This window comes from Pseudonocardia sp. McavD-2-B, from assembly GCF_024124365.1.
Taxonomy (GTDB): domain Bacteria; phylum Actinomycetota; class Actinomycetes; order Mycobacteriales; family Pseudonocardiaceae; genus Pseudonocardia; species Pseudonocardia alni.
Map to the genome: position 1 here is coordinate 1 of NZ_JAMXSG010000128.1, position 15,809 is coordinate 15,809.

Here is a 15,809-nt window from a genome sequence, read left to right on the forward strand (position 1 = left end):
AGCCCACGCCGGAGGCGGACGCTCCCGGGGTCGCGGAGCCGGGGCCGGGCGAGACCCCGCCACCGGCCCGGCTCGACGCCCGCGCCCGCGCGCTGCGGATCGGCGCAGCGGCGGCCGCGATCCTCGTCCTGGTCACCACCGCCTACGGGTTCGCCGGGCGCAGCGAGGTGCACGACGGCGTCCGCGACGTCGCCGCCCTCGCCAGGGACAGCGACGCGATCCTCGACGCCGACGTCCAGGCCGGCGACCGCAACGTCCTGGTGCTGGGTCTGCAAGCCGACCGCGCGGGCACCGCGGAGTCCGCGCGCACCGACACGGCGGTCCTGGTCCACCGGCCCGCGGGCGGCGGCCCGGCCGTCACCCTGTCGATCCCCGCGACGCTGGAGGTGTCCCGGCCGCCGTGCCGGCGCTTCGACGCCACCACCGGCACCTACGGCGACACCGTGCCCGCTGAGTCCCGCACCGCCTTCGCCACCGCCTACGACGTCGGCGGCCCGGCCTGCAGCGTCGGCGTCGTCCAGCAGCTGACCGGCATGCCGATGAGCGGCGTCGTCGCGCTCGACCTGGCCGGGACCCCGCAGCTGGTCGACGCCGTCGGCGGGATCGAGGTCTGCACCGAGCGTCCGGTCGTGGACCCGGTGCTCGGCCCGGTCGTGGAGGGCTCGGGCACCGTGGAACTCGACGGGCCCACCGCGGTCCGGTTCGCCTCCGCCGCGGGCACCGCGGACAGCTCCCCGGCGAACCGGGTCCGGCGCCAGCAACGCGTGCTCGCCGCCGCGCTCGGCGACGCGCTCTCGACCGCGTCGCTGCTGACCCCGGGGGCCCCGGGCCGCTCCGCGGCCGGGGTGTCGTCGGCGCTGTCGGCGGACGGAGTCGACGCCGGCGAGATCCTCACCCTCGCCCGCGGGCTCGCACGGTCCGGCGCCGCCGGCGACGCCGACACCCCGGTGTTCCTGTCGGTCCCGGTCACCGAGGCCCCCAACACGCGGGGCCAGCTGGAGCTGCGCCGCTCCGAGGCTCGCACCCTGTTCTCCGCGCTGCGCGAGCACGAGCCGCTGCCCGAGAGCGCGACCGCGCCGGCCTCCCGGTCCGCGGCCGCCCCGGCGCCGGGCACCGTCGTGGACCTGGTCGACGCGACCGGACGCCCTGGAGCGGCCGACCGGATCGCCGCGGACCTGCGCGAACGCGGCTACGAGATCGGCACCGTCACGCCCGGTCCGGCCGCACCCGGCGCGCAGGTCCGCTACTCCCCCGACAACACCGACGCCGCGGGCACGCTCGTGGAGGCGCTGCCCGGCGCGCGGCCGGTCCCGGACCCGACCGGGAGCCGGATGCTGGAGCTCGTCGTCGGGGCCGGCGACGCGGCCCCGGTGCAGGCCGTCCCCTCCGACGACGCCGACTGCGGCTGAACGCTCATACCCCGAACGGGGGATGTCGTCCAGCGTTCACGGCGGGTTCACCCGCTGCAGCTGAACCTTCCCGTCCGGGGGCCTAGGCTCGGGACATGCGCGACACCTATCAGGAGCAGCTGGACGAGCTGGCCTCCGGCCTGGCAGACATGTGCGACGACGTCGCACGTGCCATGGCGCGCGCCACGACAGCGCTGCTCGAGGCCGATCTCCAGCTCGCCGAGCAGGTCATCTCCGAGGACATCAAGATCGACGACGTCCGTGCCGCCGCGGAGCACCGGGCCTTCGGCCTGCTCGCCCTGCAGGCGCCGGTCGCGACCGACCTGCGGGTCGTCGTCGCCGCGATCCACGGTGCGGGCGACATCGAGCGCATGGGTGACCTCGCCCTGCACGTCGCCCAGGCCGCCCGTCGCCGGCACCCGCAGACCGTGCTGCCCGACGAGGTGAAGTCGTACTTCGCCGAGATGGGCCGGGTCGGTGTGGAGCTCGCGGAGAAGGCCGGGCGGGTCATCCGTACCCGTGACCTGGACGCGGCGAACGAGCTCGAGGCGGACGACGACGCCGTCGACGACATCCACCAGCACATGTTCACCGTGCTGATGGACCGCAACTGGACCCACGGGGTGTCCGCCGCGGTCGACGTCGCACTGCTCGCGCGCTTCTACGAGCGCTACGCCGACCACGCCGTCGCCGTCGCTCGCCGGATCGTGTACGTCGTGACCGGGCAGATGCCCGGTCCACTCGCTGTCTGAGAGTGTTGTTGCCCCGTTCGACGTAGTCGATACACCCCGCTCGGCGAACGGCCGACCGATCGAGTTTGACGGTGCGACGCCGAGGGCACGTCTGCGTCATGGAACACGCGGGCTGCGTCGTCACAGAGGTCGTCGGGACCTCGGACGAGAGCGTCGAGGCGGCGATCCGGGACGGCATGAGCCGGGCCGGACACGCCCTCGAGTGGTTCGAGGTGACCGGAGTCCGATCGACCGTCCTCGGCTCCACCGAGCGCTTCCGGGTCGGCCTGCGCGTCGGCCTGCGGTCCCGCGCCGCCTGACCCGGCGTTCACCGAGCGTTCACCGGTCCCGGGCCGAATCGGCCACGGACTCCGATCTAAGGTCGTCGCCATGCGCAGGGAGACGCTCGACGACAACCTGACGCAGCTCCGGTCCATGCTCGACGAGATGGGTCCGCTCGTCGCCTCCGCGTTCCGCGACGCGTCCGAGGCGCTCCTGTGCCACCGCCCCCGGCTCGCCGAGCAGGTCGTCTCCCGCGACCCCGTCATCGACGGCCACCGTGACGCGATCGAGCTGCTCGCCGTCGAGACCATGAACATCCACCAGCCGATGGTCGCGCCGCTGCGCTCCGTGATCACCGCCCTGCGGTGCGCCCAGCAGCTGGAGCGGATGGGTGATCTGGCCCGGCACGTCGCCGCCACCGTCGTTCGCAACGCGGACCGTGCGGTGCTCGCCGAGCAGGCCCGCCCGCTGTTCCGCGACTACGGGGCCCGGGTCGCAGCCATGGGTGACAAGGCCGTCGAGGCGCTCCGTACCCACAACGTCGTTCTCGCCGCCGAGCTGCGTGACGACGACGACGTCGTCGACGCCCTGCACCGACAGGTCTTCGAGCTGATGTTCGGCCCGGACTGGACCGCGGGGGTGCCCGCCGCCGTCGACGCCGCGCTGCTGGCCCGCTTCCACGAGCGCTACGCCGACCACTGCGTGCACCTGGCCGACCACATCGTCTACGCCGTCACCGGCGGCACCGTGGACGAGCTACCCGCGCTCTGACCCCACCCGCGACGACGACGGCCCCGGCCCGCCTGAGGGGGCCGGAGCCGTCGTCGTGCTGCGGGGACTCAGCCGAAGCGACCGGACACGTAGTCCTCGGTCGCCTTCTGCTTCGGCTGGGAGAAGATCGTCTTGGTCTCGTCGAGCTCGACCAGCTTGCCGGGCTTGCCGGTGCCCTCGATGTTGAAGAAGCCGGTGAAGTCGCTGACCCGCGCCGCCTGCTGCATGTTGTGGGTCACGATGACGATCGTGTAGTCGTTCTTCAGCTCGTTGATCAGGTCCTCGATCGCCAGCGTGGAGATCGGATCCAGCGCCGAGCAGGGCTCGTCCATCAGCAGGACGTCCGGGCGCACCGCGATCGCGCGGGCGATGCAGAGCCGCTGCTGCTGACCACCGGACAGGCCCGAACCGGGCTTGTCGAGCCGGTCCTTGACCTCGTTCCAGAGGTTCGCACCGCGCAGCGACCGCTCGACGGTGTCGTCGAACTCGGACTTCGAGGCCTTCTTGTTGTTGAGCTTCATCCCGGCGATCACGTTGTCGTAGATCGACATCGTCGGGAACGGGTTGGGCCGCTGGAAGACCATGCCGATCTGGCGGCGGACGCCGACCGGGTCGACGTTCGCGCCGTAGAGGTCCTGGCCGTCGAGCTCGAGCCGGCCCTCGACACGGGCGCCGGGGATGTTCTCGTGCATCCGGTTGATCGACCGCAGGAAGGTCGACTTGCCACAGCCGGACGGGCCGATCAGGGCCGTCACCGTCTTCGGCTTGATGGTCATGTTGACGCCCTCGACCGCGAGGAACGCCCCGTAGTAGATGTTCAGGTCCTTGGCTTCGACACTCTTGCCCATGTCGGGAGTCCTTATCGGGTCTTCGGGGCGAAAATACGGGAGATGACGCGGGCGAGGATGTTCAGCACCATGACGATGAGCATCAGCACCAGGGCCGCGGTCCACGCCCGGTCGATGAACGCCTCACGCGGGATGCCGGGCACCGCGTAGGAGTAGTACGAAAAGACGGGCAGCGTCGCCATGGGCCCGGAGAACGGGTTGAGGTTGATCCCGAGAGCGGCACCGACCGTGACCAGCAGCGGCGCGGTCTCGCCGATGACCCGGGCAACGGCCAGCGTGATGCCGGTCGCGATACCGCCGGCGGTGGTCGGGATGACGACCTTCAGGATGGTCCGCCACTTCGGGACCCCGAGGGCGAAGGCGGCCTCACGCAGCTCGTTCGGGACGATCTTCAGCATCTCCTCGGTGGAGCGGACCACGATCGGGATCATCAGCACGGTCAGTGCGACCGCACCGACGAACCCGAAGCGGACCCCGGGCCCGAGCAGCAGCGCGAAGAGCGCGTAGGCGAACAGGCCTGCGACGATCGAGGGGATACCGGTCATCACGTCGACGAAGAAGGTGATGGCCCGCGCCAGGCGCGAGTTGTTGCCGTACTCCACCAGGTAGATCGCGGTCAGGATGCCGATCGGGATCGACATCAGGGCGGCGAGCCCGGTGATGATGAGCGTGCCCTGGATGGCGTGCAGACCACCGCCGCCGACACCGACGATGCCGCGCATGGACTGGGTGAAGAAGGTCGCGTCGAACCGTGCCCAGCCCTCGGAGACGACGGTGTAGAGGACCGACACCAGCGGCAGCATGGCCAGCAGGAACGCCGTGGTGACCACGACGGTGACCAGACGGTCGGTGGCCCGGCGACCGCCCTCGACGACCCGGGACACGACATAGGTCGCGACCGCGTACACGACGGCGGTCGACACCACCCAGAGTCCGACACCGGAGCCGAGGAGTGCGACGAGCCCACCCATCAGGACCGCGGAAGCCACGAGCACCGCCCACGGGGCCCAGTTCGGCAGGCTTCCCGTACGGCGCAGCACCGTGGGCGTCGCGGCAGGGGTCTCCAGACCGGTAGTGGTCACGGGTACCTCGGTGTCGGTGCGGTTGCGTTCGGTTCCGGTGGACATCTCAGTTCGCTCCGGAGAAGTCGCGGCGGCGCTCGACGATGTAACGGGCGAGCATGTTCACCAGCAGCGTGATCACGAAGAGCACGAGGCCGGAGGCGATCAGGACGTTCACCTCGAGCCCGGAGGCCTCGGGGAACTGCAGGGCGATGTTCGCCGCGATCGTCGACGGGTTCTCGCTGCTGATCAGGTTCAGCGTCACCGCTCCGGAGACCGACAGGATCGTGGCGACCGCCATCGTCTCCCCGAGCGCGCGCCCCAGACCCAGCATCGCCCCGGAGATGACGCCCGAGCGGCCGAACGGCAGCACCGCGAGCCGGATCATCTCCCAGCGGGTGGCACCCAGGGCGAGTGCGGCCTCCTCGTGCAGCTTCGGCGCCTGGAGGAAGACCTCACGGGCGACGGCGGTGATGATCGGCAGGATCATCACGGCGAGGACGACGCTGACGACCAGCATGGTCCGGCCGGTGACCGAGGGCGGCCCGGCGAACAACGGGATCCAGCCGAGGTAGTCGTTGAGCCAGACGCTCAGCGCCACCGACGCGGGGGCGAGGGTGAAGGCACCCCAGAACCCGTAGACGATCGACGGGACCGCCGCCAGGAGGTCGACGACGTAGCTCAGCCCCTGTGCGAGCCGGCGGGGCGCGTAGTGGCTGATGAACAACGCGACACCGACCGCGAGCGGCGTCGCGATCAGCAAGGCGATCACGGCACCGAGGACCGTGCCGAAGATGAGCGGGGCGATGTAGGCGGCGAGCCCACCGTGCACCTCCTCCGCCGGAGCGACGAGAGCGGGCGCGGCCTCGGAGACGAGGAACGCGGCGACCCCGGCGAGGACGACCAGGATCAGGATCCCCGCACCCTTCGCCGAACCGGCGAAGATGCGGTCACCGAGCTGGCCCGGAGGCTTGCCCGATACGGGTTCGGGCTTCGTTTCCGTGGTGGTCACAGTGATCCCTGGGGGTGCGATCGTGCGCTGGGCAGGGGAGGACGGCACCGGGGAACCCCGGGCTCGGTGTCCATGATGAACACGGCCCGGGGCCCCTGGCTAGATGACATCCGACTCAAGCCGACGGTCAGCCGGCGGCCTTGATCTGGTCGATCACCGGGGTGATCTGGCCGCGCAGGGCCTCCGAGAGGGGCGCCGAACCCGCGTTCTGCGCCGCGGTCTGCTGACCGTCCGTGCTGACCACGTAGTTCAGGAACGCCTTGGTGGTGTCGGCCTGGGCGGCGTCGGGGTAGGTCGGGCAGGCGAGGAGGTACGACACCAGCACCACCGGGTAGGCACCGCCGGTGGCGGTCCTGTTCAGGTCGAAGGCGAACGAGGTGTCGCCCTGGCCCTCGACGCGCGTGGACTCCTCGAGGATCTTCGCGGCGGCCTCGGCGGTCGGCTCGACGTTCTGGTCGCCCAGCTTCACCTTGGCCTTGCCCAGCTCGCCGGCCTGCGACGCGTCGGCGTAGCCGATCGTGCCGTTACCCGCGTTCACCGCGCCGACGACACCGGAGGTGCCCTGGGCGGCCTCGCCGCCCTGGATCGGCCACTCGCCGTCGCCCTCATCGGTCCACACCTGCGCCGCGGCCTTGTTGAGGAAGTCGGTGAAGTTCTCGGTGGTGCCCGACTCGTCCGAGCGGTGCACCGGGGTGACCGCCGTGGCCGGAAGCTGCACGCCCGGATTGTCCGCGGCGACCTTGGGGTCGTTCCAGGTCGTGATCTCGCCCTTGAACAGGCCCGCGATGGTCGCCGGCGACAGGTTCAGGTCCTGTACGCCGTCGAGCTTGTAGACGATGGCGATCGGCGAGACGTAATTCGGGATCTCGATGACCGAGCCGCCGCAGCGCTGCCGCGCCTGGTTCAGCTGGTCGTCCTTCAGGTAGGCGTCCGACCCGGCGAACTGGACCGCCCCCTGGACGAACTGCGTACGGCCACCGCCCGAGCCGACCGGCTGGTAGTTGACCGTCGCGCCGGGGTTCGCGCCGGTGAAGCCGGCGATCCAGGCCTGCATGGCCGCCTGCTGGGAGCTCGCGCCCGCACCGGCGATCTGGCCGGTGACGCCCGAACCCTGGGCGTCCGAGCCACCGCCCTCGTTCGCCGCACCGCAGCCGGCGACGAACAGTGCGCAGGACGTGGCGATACCGACGGCAGCCAGGCGCGCCCGGGGCGCGCGCCGCTTGGTCTTCACTGCAGTTTCCTCCGAGTCGGCTCCGAGCCGGTTGCGGGACGGCGGTCTGGGTGACCACTCGGCCGCAGACGCTAGGAGTCGACGTTGGACGCCACCCCCACGGAAGATGAACGTGGGATGAACAGGGTCGGCGACCGGGTGGACCTGCGTCACACGTTCGAACGAACCCGTCACCGGTCGTCGAACGGTGACCGGGTCTCACCGGGCGTAGTTGACGTCCGCGGCGTGTACGGCGAACCCGAGGCGCTCGTAGACGGCTACGGCGGGGGCGTTGTCCGCCTCGACGTAGAGCAGCACGGTGTCCAGCCCGCGGCCGTGCAGGTGGTGCAGTCCGGCGAGGGTCAGGACCGTGCCGAGCCCCCGTCCGTGGGCGGCCGGATCGACGCCGAGGACGTAGACCTCGCCCAGGGCCCGCTCGTCGCCGGTCGCCGGGTGGACCTTGGTCCAGTGGTAGCCGAGCAGGGTGCCGCCGCCGTCGACGGCGAGCAGGAACCCCGCCGGGTCGAACCAGTCCTCGGCCTCCCGCGCGGCGAGCTCGGCGCCGGTCCAGCCGCCCTGCTCGGGGTGCCAGTCGAAGGCGGCGTTGTTGACGCGGAGGAACTCGTCGTCGTCGCGGCCGGGTTCGAAGGCACGGATCGTGACGCCGTCGGGGACGGTCAGGGCGGGCAGCGGGCCCGCCGCACCGGTGCGGCGCATCTGCCAGAGCACGCGGTCCCGGCGGTAGCCGCGGCCCGCGGCGAGCCCCTTCGCGGCGTCGAGGTCGCCGTGCGCCCACACGTGCGGGTCGGCGGTGACCTTCTCGACCGCAGCGACGAGCGCGCCGCCGATCCCCCGCCGTCGTGCGCCGGGGTGCACGGCCAGCTCGGCGTAGGTGCCGTCGACCTGGGCGTAGCCGGCCACGGCTCCGTCGTCACCGGGGACGACGAGGTGCGCCACACCGTCGGCGGGGGCGTCCGGGCGCAGGTGCATCAGGAACTGCTCGGAGAGCGGTTCGGCGCCGTCGGCGGCGGTCGCCGCCCTCAGCAGGTGCTGCACCGCGGAGACGGTGGGGGCGTCGAGACGGGAGTGCTCCTGCGGGTCCACGAGCGCCGACCCTAGGTCACCGCGGCACCCACGCTCCACGTCCCGGGCCGGTCGGGGGCCGGGCGCCGGGCAGGCGACGGTCCGGGACGGGCTCGGGGTCCGCGTCGTCCTGGTCGGGCGGCGCGGACAGCCCGCCGCGCGACGGGCGGACGAACTTGTAGCCGACGTTGCGCACGGTGCCGATCATCTGCTCGTGCTCGCCGCCGAGCTTGGCGCGCAGCCGCCGGACGTGGACGTCGACGGTGCGGGTGCCACCGAAGAAGTCGTAGCCCCAGACCTCCTGCAGCAGCTGCGCCCGGGTGAACACCCGTCCCGCGTGCTGCGCGAGGTACTTGAGCAGCTCGAACTCCTTGTAGGTGAGCTCCAGCAGCCGGCCCTTGAGCCGCGCCGAGTACGTCGCCTCGTCGATGACGAGCTCGCCGAGGACGAGCGCGCCACCCCCGGACGCGGACTCGGCACCGGGGCGCGACCGCAACAGCCGCAGCCGCGCGTCCACCTCGGCCGGGCCGGTGTCGGGGAGCAGGATCTCGTCGACCACCCACTCGCCGGACACGGCGACCAGGCCGCCCTCGTTCAGCACGGCGATCACCGGCGCGTCGGTCCCGGCGCTGCCCAGCAGCCGGCACAGGCTGCGCGCGGCGACCAGGTCGGAACGGGCGTCCACCAGGACGGCGTCGTGCGGACCGGCGTCGAGCAGTGCCGCCACCTCGGGCGCCGCGGTCCGCACGTTGTGCGGCAGCAGCGACAGGGCGGGCAGTACGGCTGCCGCATCCGGAGCCGTGGTCAGCAGGAGCAGTTCCATGGACTCCCCCTTCTCGCGATACGCGGACGATACCGGGACGTCACCCCACGGTCAGCCGCAGAGCGACGGGTTTCACGCCACGAACTGGATCGTTCCCGTCGGGGACGGGGTCCGCTCCGGGGCCCCGGGGCCGCCCACCGGGCCGGCGGCCGGGCTCTCTACCCTGGTCAGGACGTATCCCGATCCTGTGGAGGCCCGGTCGTGGGACGCCCCGTCCGTCGCGTGCTCGCCACCGTCCTGGCGGTGGCCGCCGTGCTCGTCGCGGGCGACCTCGCCACCGGCGCGGCGGTCGAGGCGGGCGTCTCCCGTGCGCTGCGCGACCGGCTCGACCTCCCCGAGGACCCGCGTGTGCAGGTGCACGGCTTCTCTGTCCTCGCCCAGGCCGCGACCGGCCGCTACGACCATGTCGAGATGACGCTGCAGCGGGTCCCGGTCGGGCCGCTGCGCACCCCCGAGCTCCAGGTACAGATGTACGGCCTGCGCGGGGACCTGTCCGACCTCGCCGGGCCCGGACCCGCCCGGTTCCGCGCCGCGGCGGCCGAGGGGATCGTGCAGGTGAGCCCGAACGACATCCGCCGGATGGTCGTCGACGCCGGCGGGCCGGCCGCCGGGGTGACGCGGCTGTCGGTCGAGGCCGTCGACGCCAACGCGATCGACTCGGTGATCCGGGCCGGCGGCGACCCGGCGCTGCGCGGACTCGACCCGCGCAACGCGGCACGGTTCGTCGCGGAGATGCCGGTGGACGGGGCCGACACGCAGGTGGCCGTCCTGACCGTGCTCCTCGTCGACCACGGCACGATGCGGATCGTCCCGCGGGACGTCCGGATCAACGGATCGGACGAGCCGGTGCCGGACGCGGTCCGCACCTCGATGCTGCGCGCGCTCGCCGTGGACATCGACCCGGGTCCGCTGCCGCTGGGCGTCACCGCGACCTCGGCCGGTGTTCCGGAGTACAACGTCCTGCAGATCGCCGGGTCCGTGCGCGACCTGAGCGTGGGCGGCGGACCGGGCACGTCCCGCTCAGCGGGCTGAGAGGGGCCGTCGGTGGACGTCACGGGTGCGGTGGTGCTGGTCGTCGTCCTGCTGGTGGCGACCCTCGTCGGGCTGGTCCTGCGCAGCCGTTCGGGGCGGCTGCGGCCCTCCGGCGACGACAGCGGCGCGCCCGCCGTGGCCGGGCCGGGCTGGGAGCTGGCCGGGACCGGGCCGGACGGGCGCCGGGCGCTGCTGCTGCAGCTGTCCTCACCGGTCTGCGCGCCGTGCCGGCAGACCGCGCGCGTCCTCGGCGACCTGGCCGCGGCGGACCCGGGCGTGGCGCACGTGGAGGTCGACGTGGCCGAGCGCGTCGACGTCGCCCGGGCGCTGGGCGTGCTGCGGACCCCGACGACGGTCGTCTTCGACGCCCGCGGTGCCGAGGTCCTCCGGGTCTCCGGGGTCCCGCGCACCGACGAGCTCGTCGCCGCCCTTCCCACCGGCTGAGAACGTGTGTGATGTCCGGTGGGCGCCGACCGCTGGGCTCGGCGCGGATCGTCGGCTAGGCTCGGACCCGTGAACTGGCCGCTGACCCGACGCCGCACGGTCGATCTGTGCCGCCTCGCCGGCTGCCTGTGTCTGGACTCCTGACCCGCGTGTCCTGAGCCCCGGCGTCCCGCGACGCCGAGGTTGCCACCCCGGTTACTGGAGTCCGATGTCCGTCACGGACCGCGGATCCGCGCTCGTCGAGCCCCGGCTCGACCCGCGCGGGATCCGCTTCTCCGCCGCGATCACCACCGTCGTCCTGGCGCTGGTGTTGCTGTCCGGCAGCGGCCTGCTCGTACTCGCGCAGTCCGTCGTCTTCGCCGTCGGCGCGTTCGCCGGCATGCGGTTCGCCCCCTACGGCGTCGTGTACCGGCACCTCCTCGCGCCCCGGCTGGGTCCGCCCGCCGAGCGCGAGGACGCCGCCCCGGTCCGCTTCTCGCAGACCGTCGGGCTGGTGTTCACCGTCGTCGCGGCAGCCGGCTACCTGTCCGGCCTGACCGTGCTCGGTGTCGTCGCCACGGCGGCGGCCCTCACGGCGGCCTTCCTCAACGCGGCCTTCGGCTTCTGCCTCGGCTGCGAGATGTACGGGCTCCTCGCCCGCCTGCGCGGCACCGCCGCGCAGTCCTGACCGTTCCACGACACACGATTCGGGAGAGATCGACATGAGCCGCGAGGACGTCCTCGTCACCGCCGACTGGGCGGAAGAGAACCTGGAGACCGACGGGGTGGTGTTCCTCGAGGTCGACGAGGACACCACCGCCTACGACGGGGGCCACATCCCCGGTGCGGTCAAGGTCAACTGGACCGACGAGCTGCAGGACGCGGTCCGTCGCGACATCCCCACCAAGGAGCAGTTCGAGCAGCTGCTCTCCGCCAAGGGCGTCTCGAACGACGACAAGGTCGTGCTCTACGGCGGCAACAACAACTGGTTCGCCGCCTACGCGTACTGGGAGTTCAAGCTCTACGGCCACGACGACGTGGTGCTGCTCGACGGCGGCCGCAAGAAGTGGGAGCTCGACGGCCGGACCCTGACCACCGACGTCAAGGACCGCCCCGCGACCTCCTACACCGCCAAGGAGGCCGACACCTCGATCCGCGCGTTCCGCGACGAGATCGTCGACGCGATCGACGCCAAGAACCTGGTCGACGTCCGGTCGCCCGACGAGTTCTCCGGCAAGATCCTGGCCCCGGCCCACCTCCCGCAGGAGCAGAGCCAGCGTCCGGGCCACGTGCCGAGCGCGATCAACATCCCGTGGTCGAAGGCGGCCAACGAGGACGGCACCTTCAAGTCGAACGACGAGCTCGCCTCCCTCTACAAGGAGGCCGGCTTCGACGAGGGCAAGGCGACCATCGCCTACTGCCGCATCGGCGAGCGCTCCAGCCACACCTGGGTCGTGCTGCACGAGCTCCTGGGCCACTCCGACGTCAAGAACTACGACGGCAGCTGGACCGAGTACGGCTCGCTGATCGGCGTGCCGATCGAGCTGGGAGCGAAGTGACGTGTGTGCCGCACCAGACCAGAACCTGACCCTGCCCCCGAACACGGACCTCTCCAAGGAGACCGTGCTCGCCGGCCGCGTCGTCGCCGCCGGCGACCCGGTGGCCGGTGCCTTCGTCCGGCTGCTCGACGGCACCGGGGAGTTCACCGCGGAGGTCGTGTCCTCGGCCTCGGGTGACTTCCGGTTCTTCGCCGCCCCGGGCACCTGGACCGTCCGGGCGCTGTCGCGCTCGGGTAACGGGCAGTCCGAGCTCGTCGTCGACGGGCCGGGGCTGCACCGCGCGGAGATCGCCGTCGCCTGAGCCTGCGAAGGCGCGAGACGACACCGTCGCCTGAGCCTGCGAAGGCGCGAGACGACACCGTCGCCTGAGCACGAGGGCGCCCGCCCGTTCCACCGAACGCCGTCCCGGTCCCGCCGGGGCGGCGTTCGGCGTTCCGGTCCCGCCGGTCCGCGCGTCGGAACGGCCGGGGAGGCGCGCCGGCGTGGCAGGTCAGTAGACTCGCCCGCCGTGCACTGGTTCTCCACCGGGCTGTTGATCGCCCTGTCCGCGGGAACCGCCGCCTGCGCCGGCTGGTTGCTCCGTCGCCTGTTCGTCGTCGAGCCCGTCGCCGCGCCCGGGCCGGGTCCCGATCCCGAACGGGACCCCGACGACCACCACACCGAGGAGCAGACCCCGTGACCGACCCCGAGCCCGCCGCAGCGTCCGACGAGGAGCTGCAGACCACGATCACCGGTCCGGAGAACGCGGCCCCGGACTCCCCGCAGCGCAACCGGCCGCAGTGGCCCGACCTGCCCGTCGACGACGACACCGCCAACCTGCGCCAGGGCCCCGACCTGCACGAGGCCTGCCTCGGCCTGCTACCGCTGGTCGGTACCTGGCGCGGCACCGGCGAGGTCGTCTACCCGACGATCGAGGGCCCGTTCCACTTCGGCCAGCAGATCACCTGGGCGCACGACGGCCGTCCGTTCCTGTCCTACGAGGCCCGCTCCTGGCTGCTCGACGACGACGGCGGGATCATCCGCCAGGCCGCCCGCGAGACCGGCTTCTGGCGGCCCCAGGAGGACGGCTCGATCGAGGTCCTGATCGCGCACCACACCGGGATCGTCGAGGTCTACTACGGGCCGCGGGGCGACATGCGGTCCTGGCAGATCGAGACCGACGCCATCGCCCGGACGCCCTCGGCCAAGGAGGTCACCGCTGCGAAGCGGCTCTACGGCCTGGTCAACCAGGGCGACCTCGCCTACGTCGACGAGCGCGCGATGGTCGGGCAGCCGATGCAGCCGCACATCTCGGCCGTCCTGCACCGCGTGGTCGGCTAGTTGCTCGCGGTCCGGGTCCGCCGCTGCGGCGGGCGGGCGGTGCTGCTGGAGGTCGACGACGCCGCCGGAGTGGCGGCCGTCGCCGCCGCCGTGCGGGACGCCGCGCTGCCCGAGGTGCGGGAGCTGGTCCCGGCCGCCCGGACCGTGCTCGTCGAGGTGGCGCCCGGAGCCGCCACCGAGCGGGTCGTACAGGTCGCACGGGCCGCGGACGCGGCCGCCGGCGAGGCGGGCACGGGCACCGTCCACACGCTGCCCGTGACCTACGACGGCGAGGATCTCGCGCTCGTCGCCGAGACCGCGGGCCTGTCCGTCGACGAGGTGGTCGCGCTGCACAGCGGCGCGGAGTACCGGGTGGACTTCTGTGGCTTCGCGCCGGGCTTCGGCTACCTCTCGGGGCTCCCGGAGCCGCTGCGGCAGCCACGCCTGGAGAGCTCGCGGACCGCGGTGCCCGCCGGCTCGGTCGGGATCGCCGACGTCTACAGCTGCGTCTACCCGCGGCGCTCCCCCGGCGGATGGCGGCTGATCGGCCGCACCGACACGGTCCTGTTCGACCCCGACGCCGACCCGCCCGCGCTGTTCACCCCCGGCGACCGCGTCCGGTTCGAGCCCCGGTGAGCGCGCTGCTGGTGATACGGGCCGGGCCGCAGGCGCTGGTGACCGACCGCGGACGTCCGGGGCACGCACACCTGGGGGTGCCGCCGTCGGGCGCGCTGGACGGGCCGGCGTACGAGCTGGGGAACCGTCTGGTCGGCAACGACGACGGCGCCGCCGGGCTGGAGCTGCTCGGCGGCGGGCTGCGGGTGCGCGCCCTGGGGGGCCGGACAGTCGCCGTCACGGGGGCGCCCGCGCCGGTGTCCGTCGACGGCAGCCCGGCCGCGTCGCACCGGGCGCTGCACCTGCCCGACGGCGCCGAGCTGACGGTCGGGACGCCGGTCGGCGGGCTGCGGTGCTACCTCGCCGTCGCGGGCGGGCTGGAGGTGCCGCTCGCGCTGGGCAGCCGCAGCACCGACCTGCTGTCCGGGCTGGGGCCCGGCCCGGTCGCCGACGGCGACGAGCTGCCGGTCGGCCCGTGGTCCGGCGGGATCCCGGTGTCCGGGCCGGTCCCGGTGTCCCTGCCCGGTGCCGTGGTCGGGCTGCGGGTGCGCCCCGGCCCCCGCGACGACTGGTTCGCCGACCCACGCGCCGCCCTCGCGGGTCCGCTGTGGACGGTGACGGCCGACGGGAACCGGATCGGGGTCCGTCTCGACGGGCCGTCCCCGCAGCGGCTCCCGGAGCTGCGCGACCGGGAGCTGCCGAGCGAGGGGATGGTGACCGGCGCGGTACAGGTTCCGCCGCACGGGCCGCCGGTGGTGTTCCTCGCCGACCGTCCGACGACCGGTGGCTACCCGGTGATCGCCGTCGTCGAGCGCGCCGACCTGCCGCTGCTCGCCCAGGCCCCGCCGGGGACGGGCGTGCGGTTCACCGTGCTGCGCTGAGGCTCAGCGCTCGGCGTCCTCGCCGTCGAGGATGGTGCGGACGTCGTCGACGGCCATCCCGGACAGCCGGCCGATCTGCGCCGGGTCGAGGCCGCACTCGTGCAGGTGCCGGACGGCGCCGGCCAGGTCCTCGCGGCGGCGACGCAGGACCGCGTCGAGTTCGGCGATGCGGTCGCGGGTGTCGTCGAGACGTTCGGTCGCGTCGACGGCGCGGGCCGGGTCCTCCAGGAGCACCCCGAGCAACCGGTCCTTCGCGTCGCCGGACGCCGGGGTGCGCGCCCCCGCGGTCGGGACGACGGCGAGCGGCAGCTCCTGCTGCTCGCCACCGGGGGCGTCGGGCTGCGGGTCGGCGACGGCGTCGGTGGCGCGCAGGCGCGCCCGCTGCACGGCGCGGGCCGCGAGGGCCTGCTGCACGGCCCGGGAGACCGGCTCGGGGTTCGGCCGGGACGTGATCTCGGACCCGGTGGGCGGGGTCGGCGCGGGGGGTGGCATCGCCGGGATCCCGGACGTCGCGGGGAGGTCCTCGGCGGCCGGCTCGACGCGCTCGGCCGACCAGGGCGGCAGCGGGCCGGGCGCGGTGTCCTTCCGGACGGCCGGAGCCTGTTCCGCGGCAGGGGGCACGGTGTCGTCCCCGGCGGCCGGGGACTGCCCGGCCGCGGCGGGCGTGGCGTCCGGGCCGGGCGCGACGACGTCGGTGAGGTCGTCGACGATGCGCAGCCGCGCGACCGGCCACTCCGGCACCGGCGGCGTGGCCGGGTCGTCGGGGGTGC

Annotated in this window: 20 protein-coding genes and 1 pseudogene; 14 read left to right on the plus strand and 7 right to left on the minus strand. The window is 73.2% G+C overall.

From position 1 onward, the window contains the following. From NH602_RS17355 to NH602_RS17370, 4 genes are all read left to right on the plus strand, one after another. Positions 1-1,409: LCP family protein (locus tag NH602_RS17355; RefSeq protein ID WP_253068345.1), on the plus strand; the 1,409-nt coding region annotated here is incomplete at its 5' end. Positions 1,410-1,504: 95 nt separating this feature from the next. After that, positions 1,505-2,161: a phosphate signaling complex protein PhoU gene (gene phoU, locus NH602_RS17360; protein ID WP_062399711.1), complete on the plus strand. Its 657-nt coding sequence runs from the start codon at positions 1,505-1,507 to the stop codon at positions 2,159-2,161. Between the two features lie 98 nt (positions 2,162-2,259). Next, positions 2,260-2,460: a dodecin family protein gene (locus tag NH602_RS17365; protein WP_073575853.1), complete on the plus strand. Its 201-nt coding sequence runs from the start codon at positions 2,260-2,262 to the stop codon at positions 2,458-2,460. 70 nt (positions 2,461-2,530) lie between these two features. Further along, positions 2,531-3,193: a PhoU domain-containing protein gene (locus NH602_RS17370; RefSeq protein WP_179761256.1), complete on the plus strand. Its 663-nt coding sequence runs from the start codon at positions 2,531-2,533 to the stop codon at positions 3,191-3,193. 68 nt (positions 3,194-3,261) lie between these two features. Here NH602_RS17370 and pstB read toward each other — a convergent pair whose 3' ends face one another. The 6 genes from pstB to NH602_RS17400 form a co-directional block, all read right to left on the minus strand. Then, the gene (gene pstB / locus NH602_RS17375) at positions 3,262-4,041 is read right to left on the minus strand and encodes a phosphate ABC transporter ATP-binding protein PstB (RefSeq protein WP_073575851.1); all 780 of its coding nucleotides are present in this window, start codon (positions 4,039-4,041) and stop codon (positions 3,262-3,264) included. A gap of 11 nt (positions 4,042-4,052) precedes the next feature. Continuing rightward, positions 4,053-5,168 carry a phosphate ABC transporter permease PstA gene (pstA, locus tag NH602_RS17380; RefSeq protein WP_253068346.1) on the minus strand — a complete coding sequence of 372 codons (1,116 nt, stop codon included), beginning with the start codon at positions 5,166-5,168 and terminating at the stop codon, positions 4,053-4,055. Position 5,169: 1 nt separating this feature from the next. Further along, entirely contained in the window at positions 5,170-6,114 is a 945-nt protein-coding gene (pstC, locus tag NH602_RS17385; protein ID WP_253068347.1) for a phosphate ABC transporter permease subunit PstC, read from the minus strand. A 127-nt stretch (positions 6,115-6,241) separates the two neighbouring features. Next, the gene (gene pstS, locus NH602_RS17390) at positions 6,242-7,345 is read right to left on the minus strand and encodes a phosphate ABC transporter substrate-binding protein PstS (RefSeq protein WP_100879371.1); all 1,104 of its coding nucleotides are present in this window, start codon (positions 7,343-7,345) and stop codon (positions 6,242-6,244) included. Positions 7,346-7,543: 198 nt separating this feature from the next. Beyond that, positions 7,544-8,428 carry a mycothiol synthase gene (gene mshD / locus NH602_RS17395; protein WP_308292851.1) on the minus strand — a complete coding sequence of 295 codons (885 nt, stop codon included), beginning with the start codon at positions 8,426-8,428 and terminating at the stop codon, positions 7,544-7,546. 16 nt (positions 8,429-8,444) lie between these two features. Beyond that, a complete protein-coding gene (locus NH602_RS17400) occupies positions 8,445-9,230 on the minus strand; it encodes a response regulator transcription factor (RefSeq protein WP_062399702.1) in 786 nt (261 codons plus the stop codon). 201 nt (positions 9,231-9,431) lie between these two features. Between NH602_RS17400 and NH602_RS17405 the strand changes: the two genes are divergently transcribed. The 10 genes from NH602_RS17405 to NH602_RS17445 all read left to right on the plus strand — a co-directional run bounded on the left by NH602_RS17405 (position 9,432) and on the right by NH602_RS17445 (position 15,039). Next, positions 9,432-10,262 carry a DUF2993 domain-containing protein gene (locus NH602_RS17405; protein ID WP_073575846.1) on the plus strand — a complete coding sequence of 277 codons (831 nt, stop codon included), beginning with the start codon at positions 9,432-9,434 and terminating at the stop codon, positions 10,260-10,262. Between the two features lie 12 nt (positions 10,263-10,274). Beyond that, positions 10,275-10,706, plus strand: a complete 432-nt coding sequence (locus NH602_RS17410) for a thioredoxin family protein (protein WP_073575845.1) — start codon at positions 10,275-10,277, stop codon at positions 10,704-10,706. Positions 10,707-10,775: 69 nt separating this feature from the next. Continuing rightward, complete coding sequence (locus NH602_RS32245) at positions 10,776-10,850, plus strand: putative leader peptide (RefSeq protein ID WP_350662235.1); 75 nt, start codon at positions 10,776-10,778, stop codon at positions 10,848-10,850. A 64-nt stretch (positions 10,851-10,914) separates the two neighbouring features. After that, complete coding sequence (locus NH602_RS17415) at positions 10,915-11,373, plus strand: DUF4395 domain-containing protein (protein WP_179761258.1); 459 nt, start codon at positions 10,915-10,917, stop codon at positions 11,371-11,373. A 34-nt stretch (positions 11,374-11,407) separates the two neighbouring features. Next, a complete protein-coding gene (locus tag NH602_RS17420) occupies positions 11,408-12,244 on the plus strand; it encodes a sulfurtransferase (protein WP_073575843.1) in 837 nt (278 codons plus the stop codon). 1 nt (position 12,245) lies between these two features. Continuing rightward, positions 12,246-12,545: a DUF1416 domain-containing protein gene (locus NH602_RS17425; protein ID WP_073575842.1), complete on the plus strand. Its 300-nt coding sequence runs from the start codon at positions 12,246-12,248 to the stop codon at positions 12,543-12,545. 207 nt (positions 12,546-12,752) lie between these two features. Beyond that, positions 12,753-12,923 carry a hypothetical protein gene (locus NH602_RS17430; protein ID WP_253068348.1) on the plus strand — a complete coding sequence of 57 codons (171 nt, stop codon included), beginning with the start codon at positions 12,753-12,755 and terminating at the stop codon, positions 12,921-12,923. Positions 12,924-12,958: 35 nt separating this feature from the next. Continuing rightward, complete coding sequence (locus NH602_RS17435; RefSeq protein ID WP_062404071.1) at positions 12,959-13,564, plus strand: FABP family protein; 606 nt, start codon at positions 12,959-12,961, stop codon at positions 13,562-13,564. After that, entirely contained in the window at positions 13,565-14,179 is a 615-nt protein-coding gene (locus tag NH602_RS17440; protein WP_073575841.1) for an allophanate hydrolase subunit 1, read from the plus strand. Further along, positions 14,176-15,039 (plus strand): biotin-dependent carboxyltransferase family protein, encoded by an 864-nt coding sequence (locus NH602_RS17445; RefSeq protein ID WP_073575840.1) that lies wholly within the window; start codon positions 14,176-14,178, stop codon positions 15,037-15,039. Before NH602_RS17440 ends, NH602_RS17445 begins: the two co-directional genes overlap by 4 nt. A gap of 3 nt (positions 15,040-15,042) precedes the next feature. Here NH602_RS17445 and NH602_RS17450 read toward each other — a convergent pair. Further along, positions 15,043-15,809, minus strand: a pseudogene (locus tag NH602_RS17450) (hypothetical protein); the annotation flags it as partial.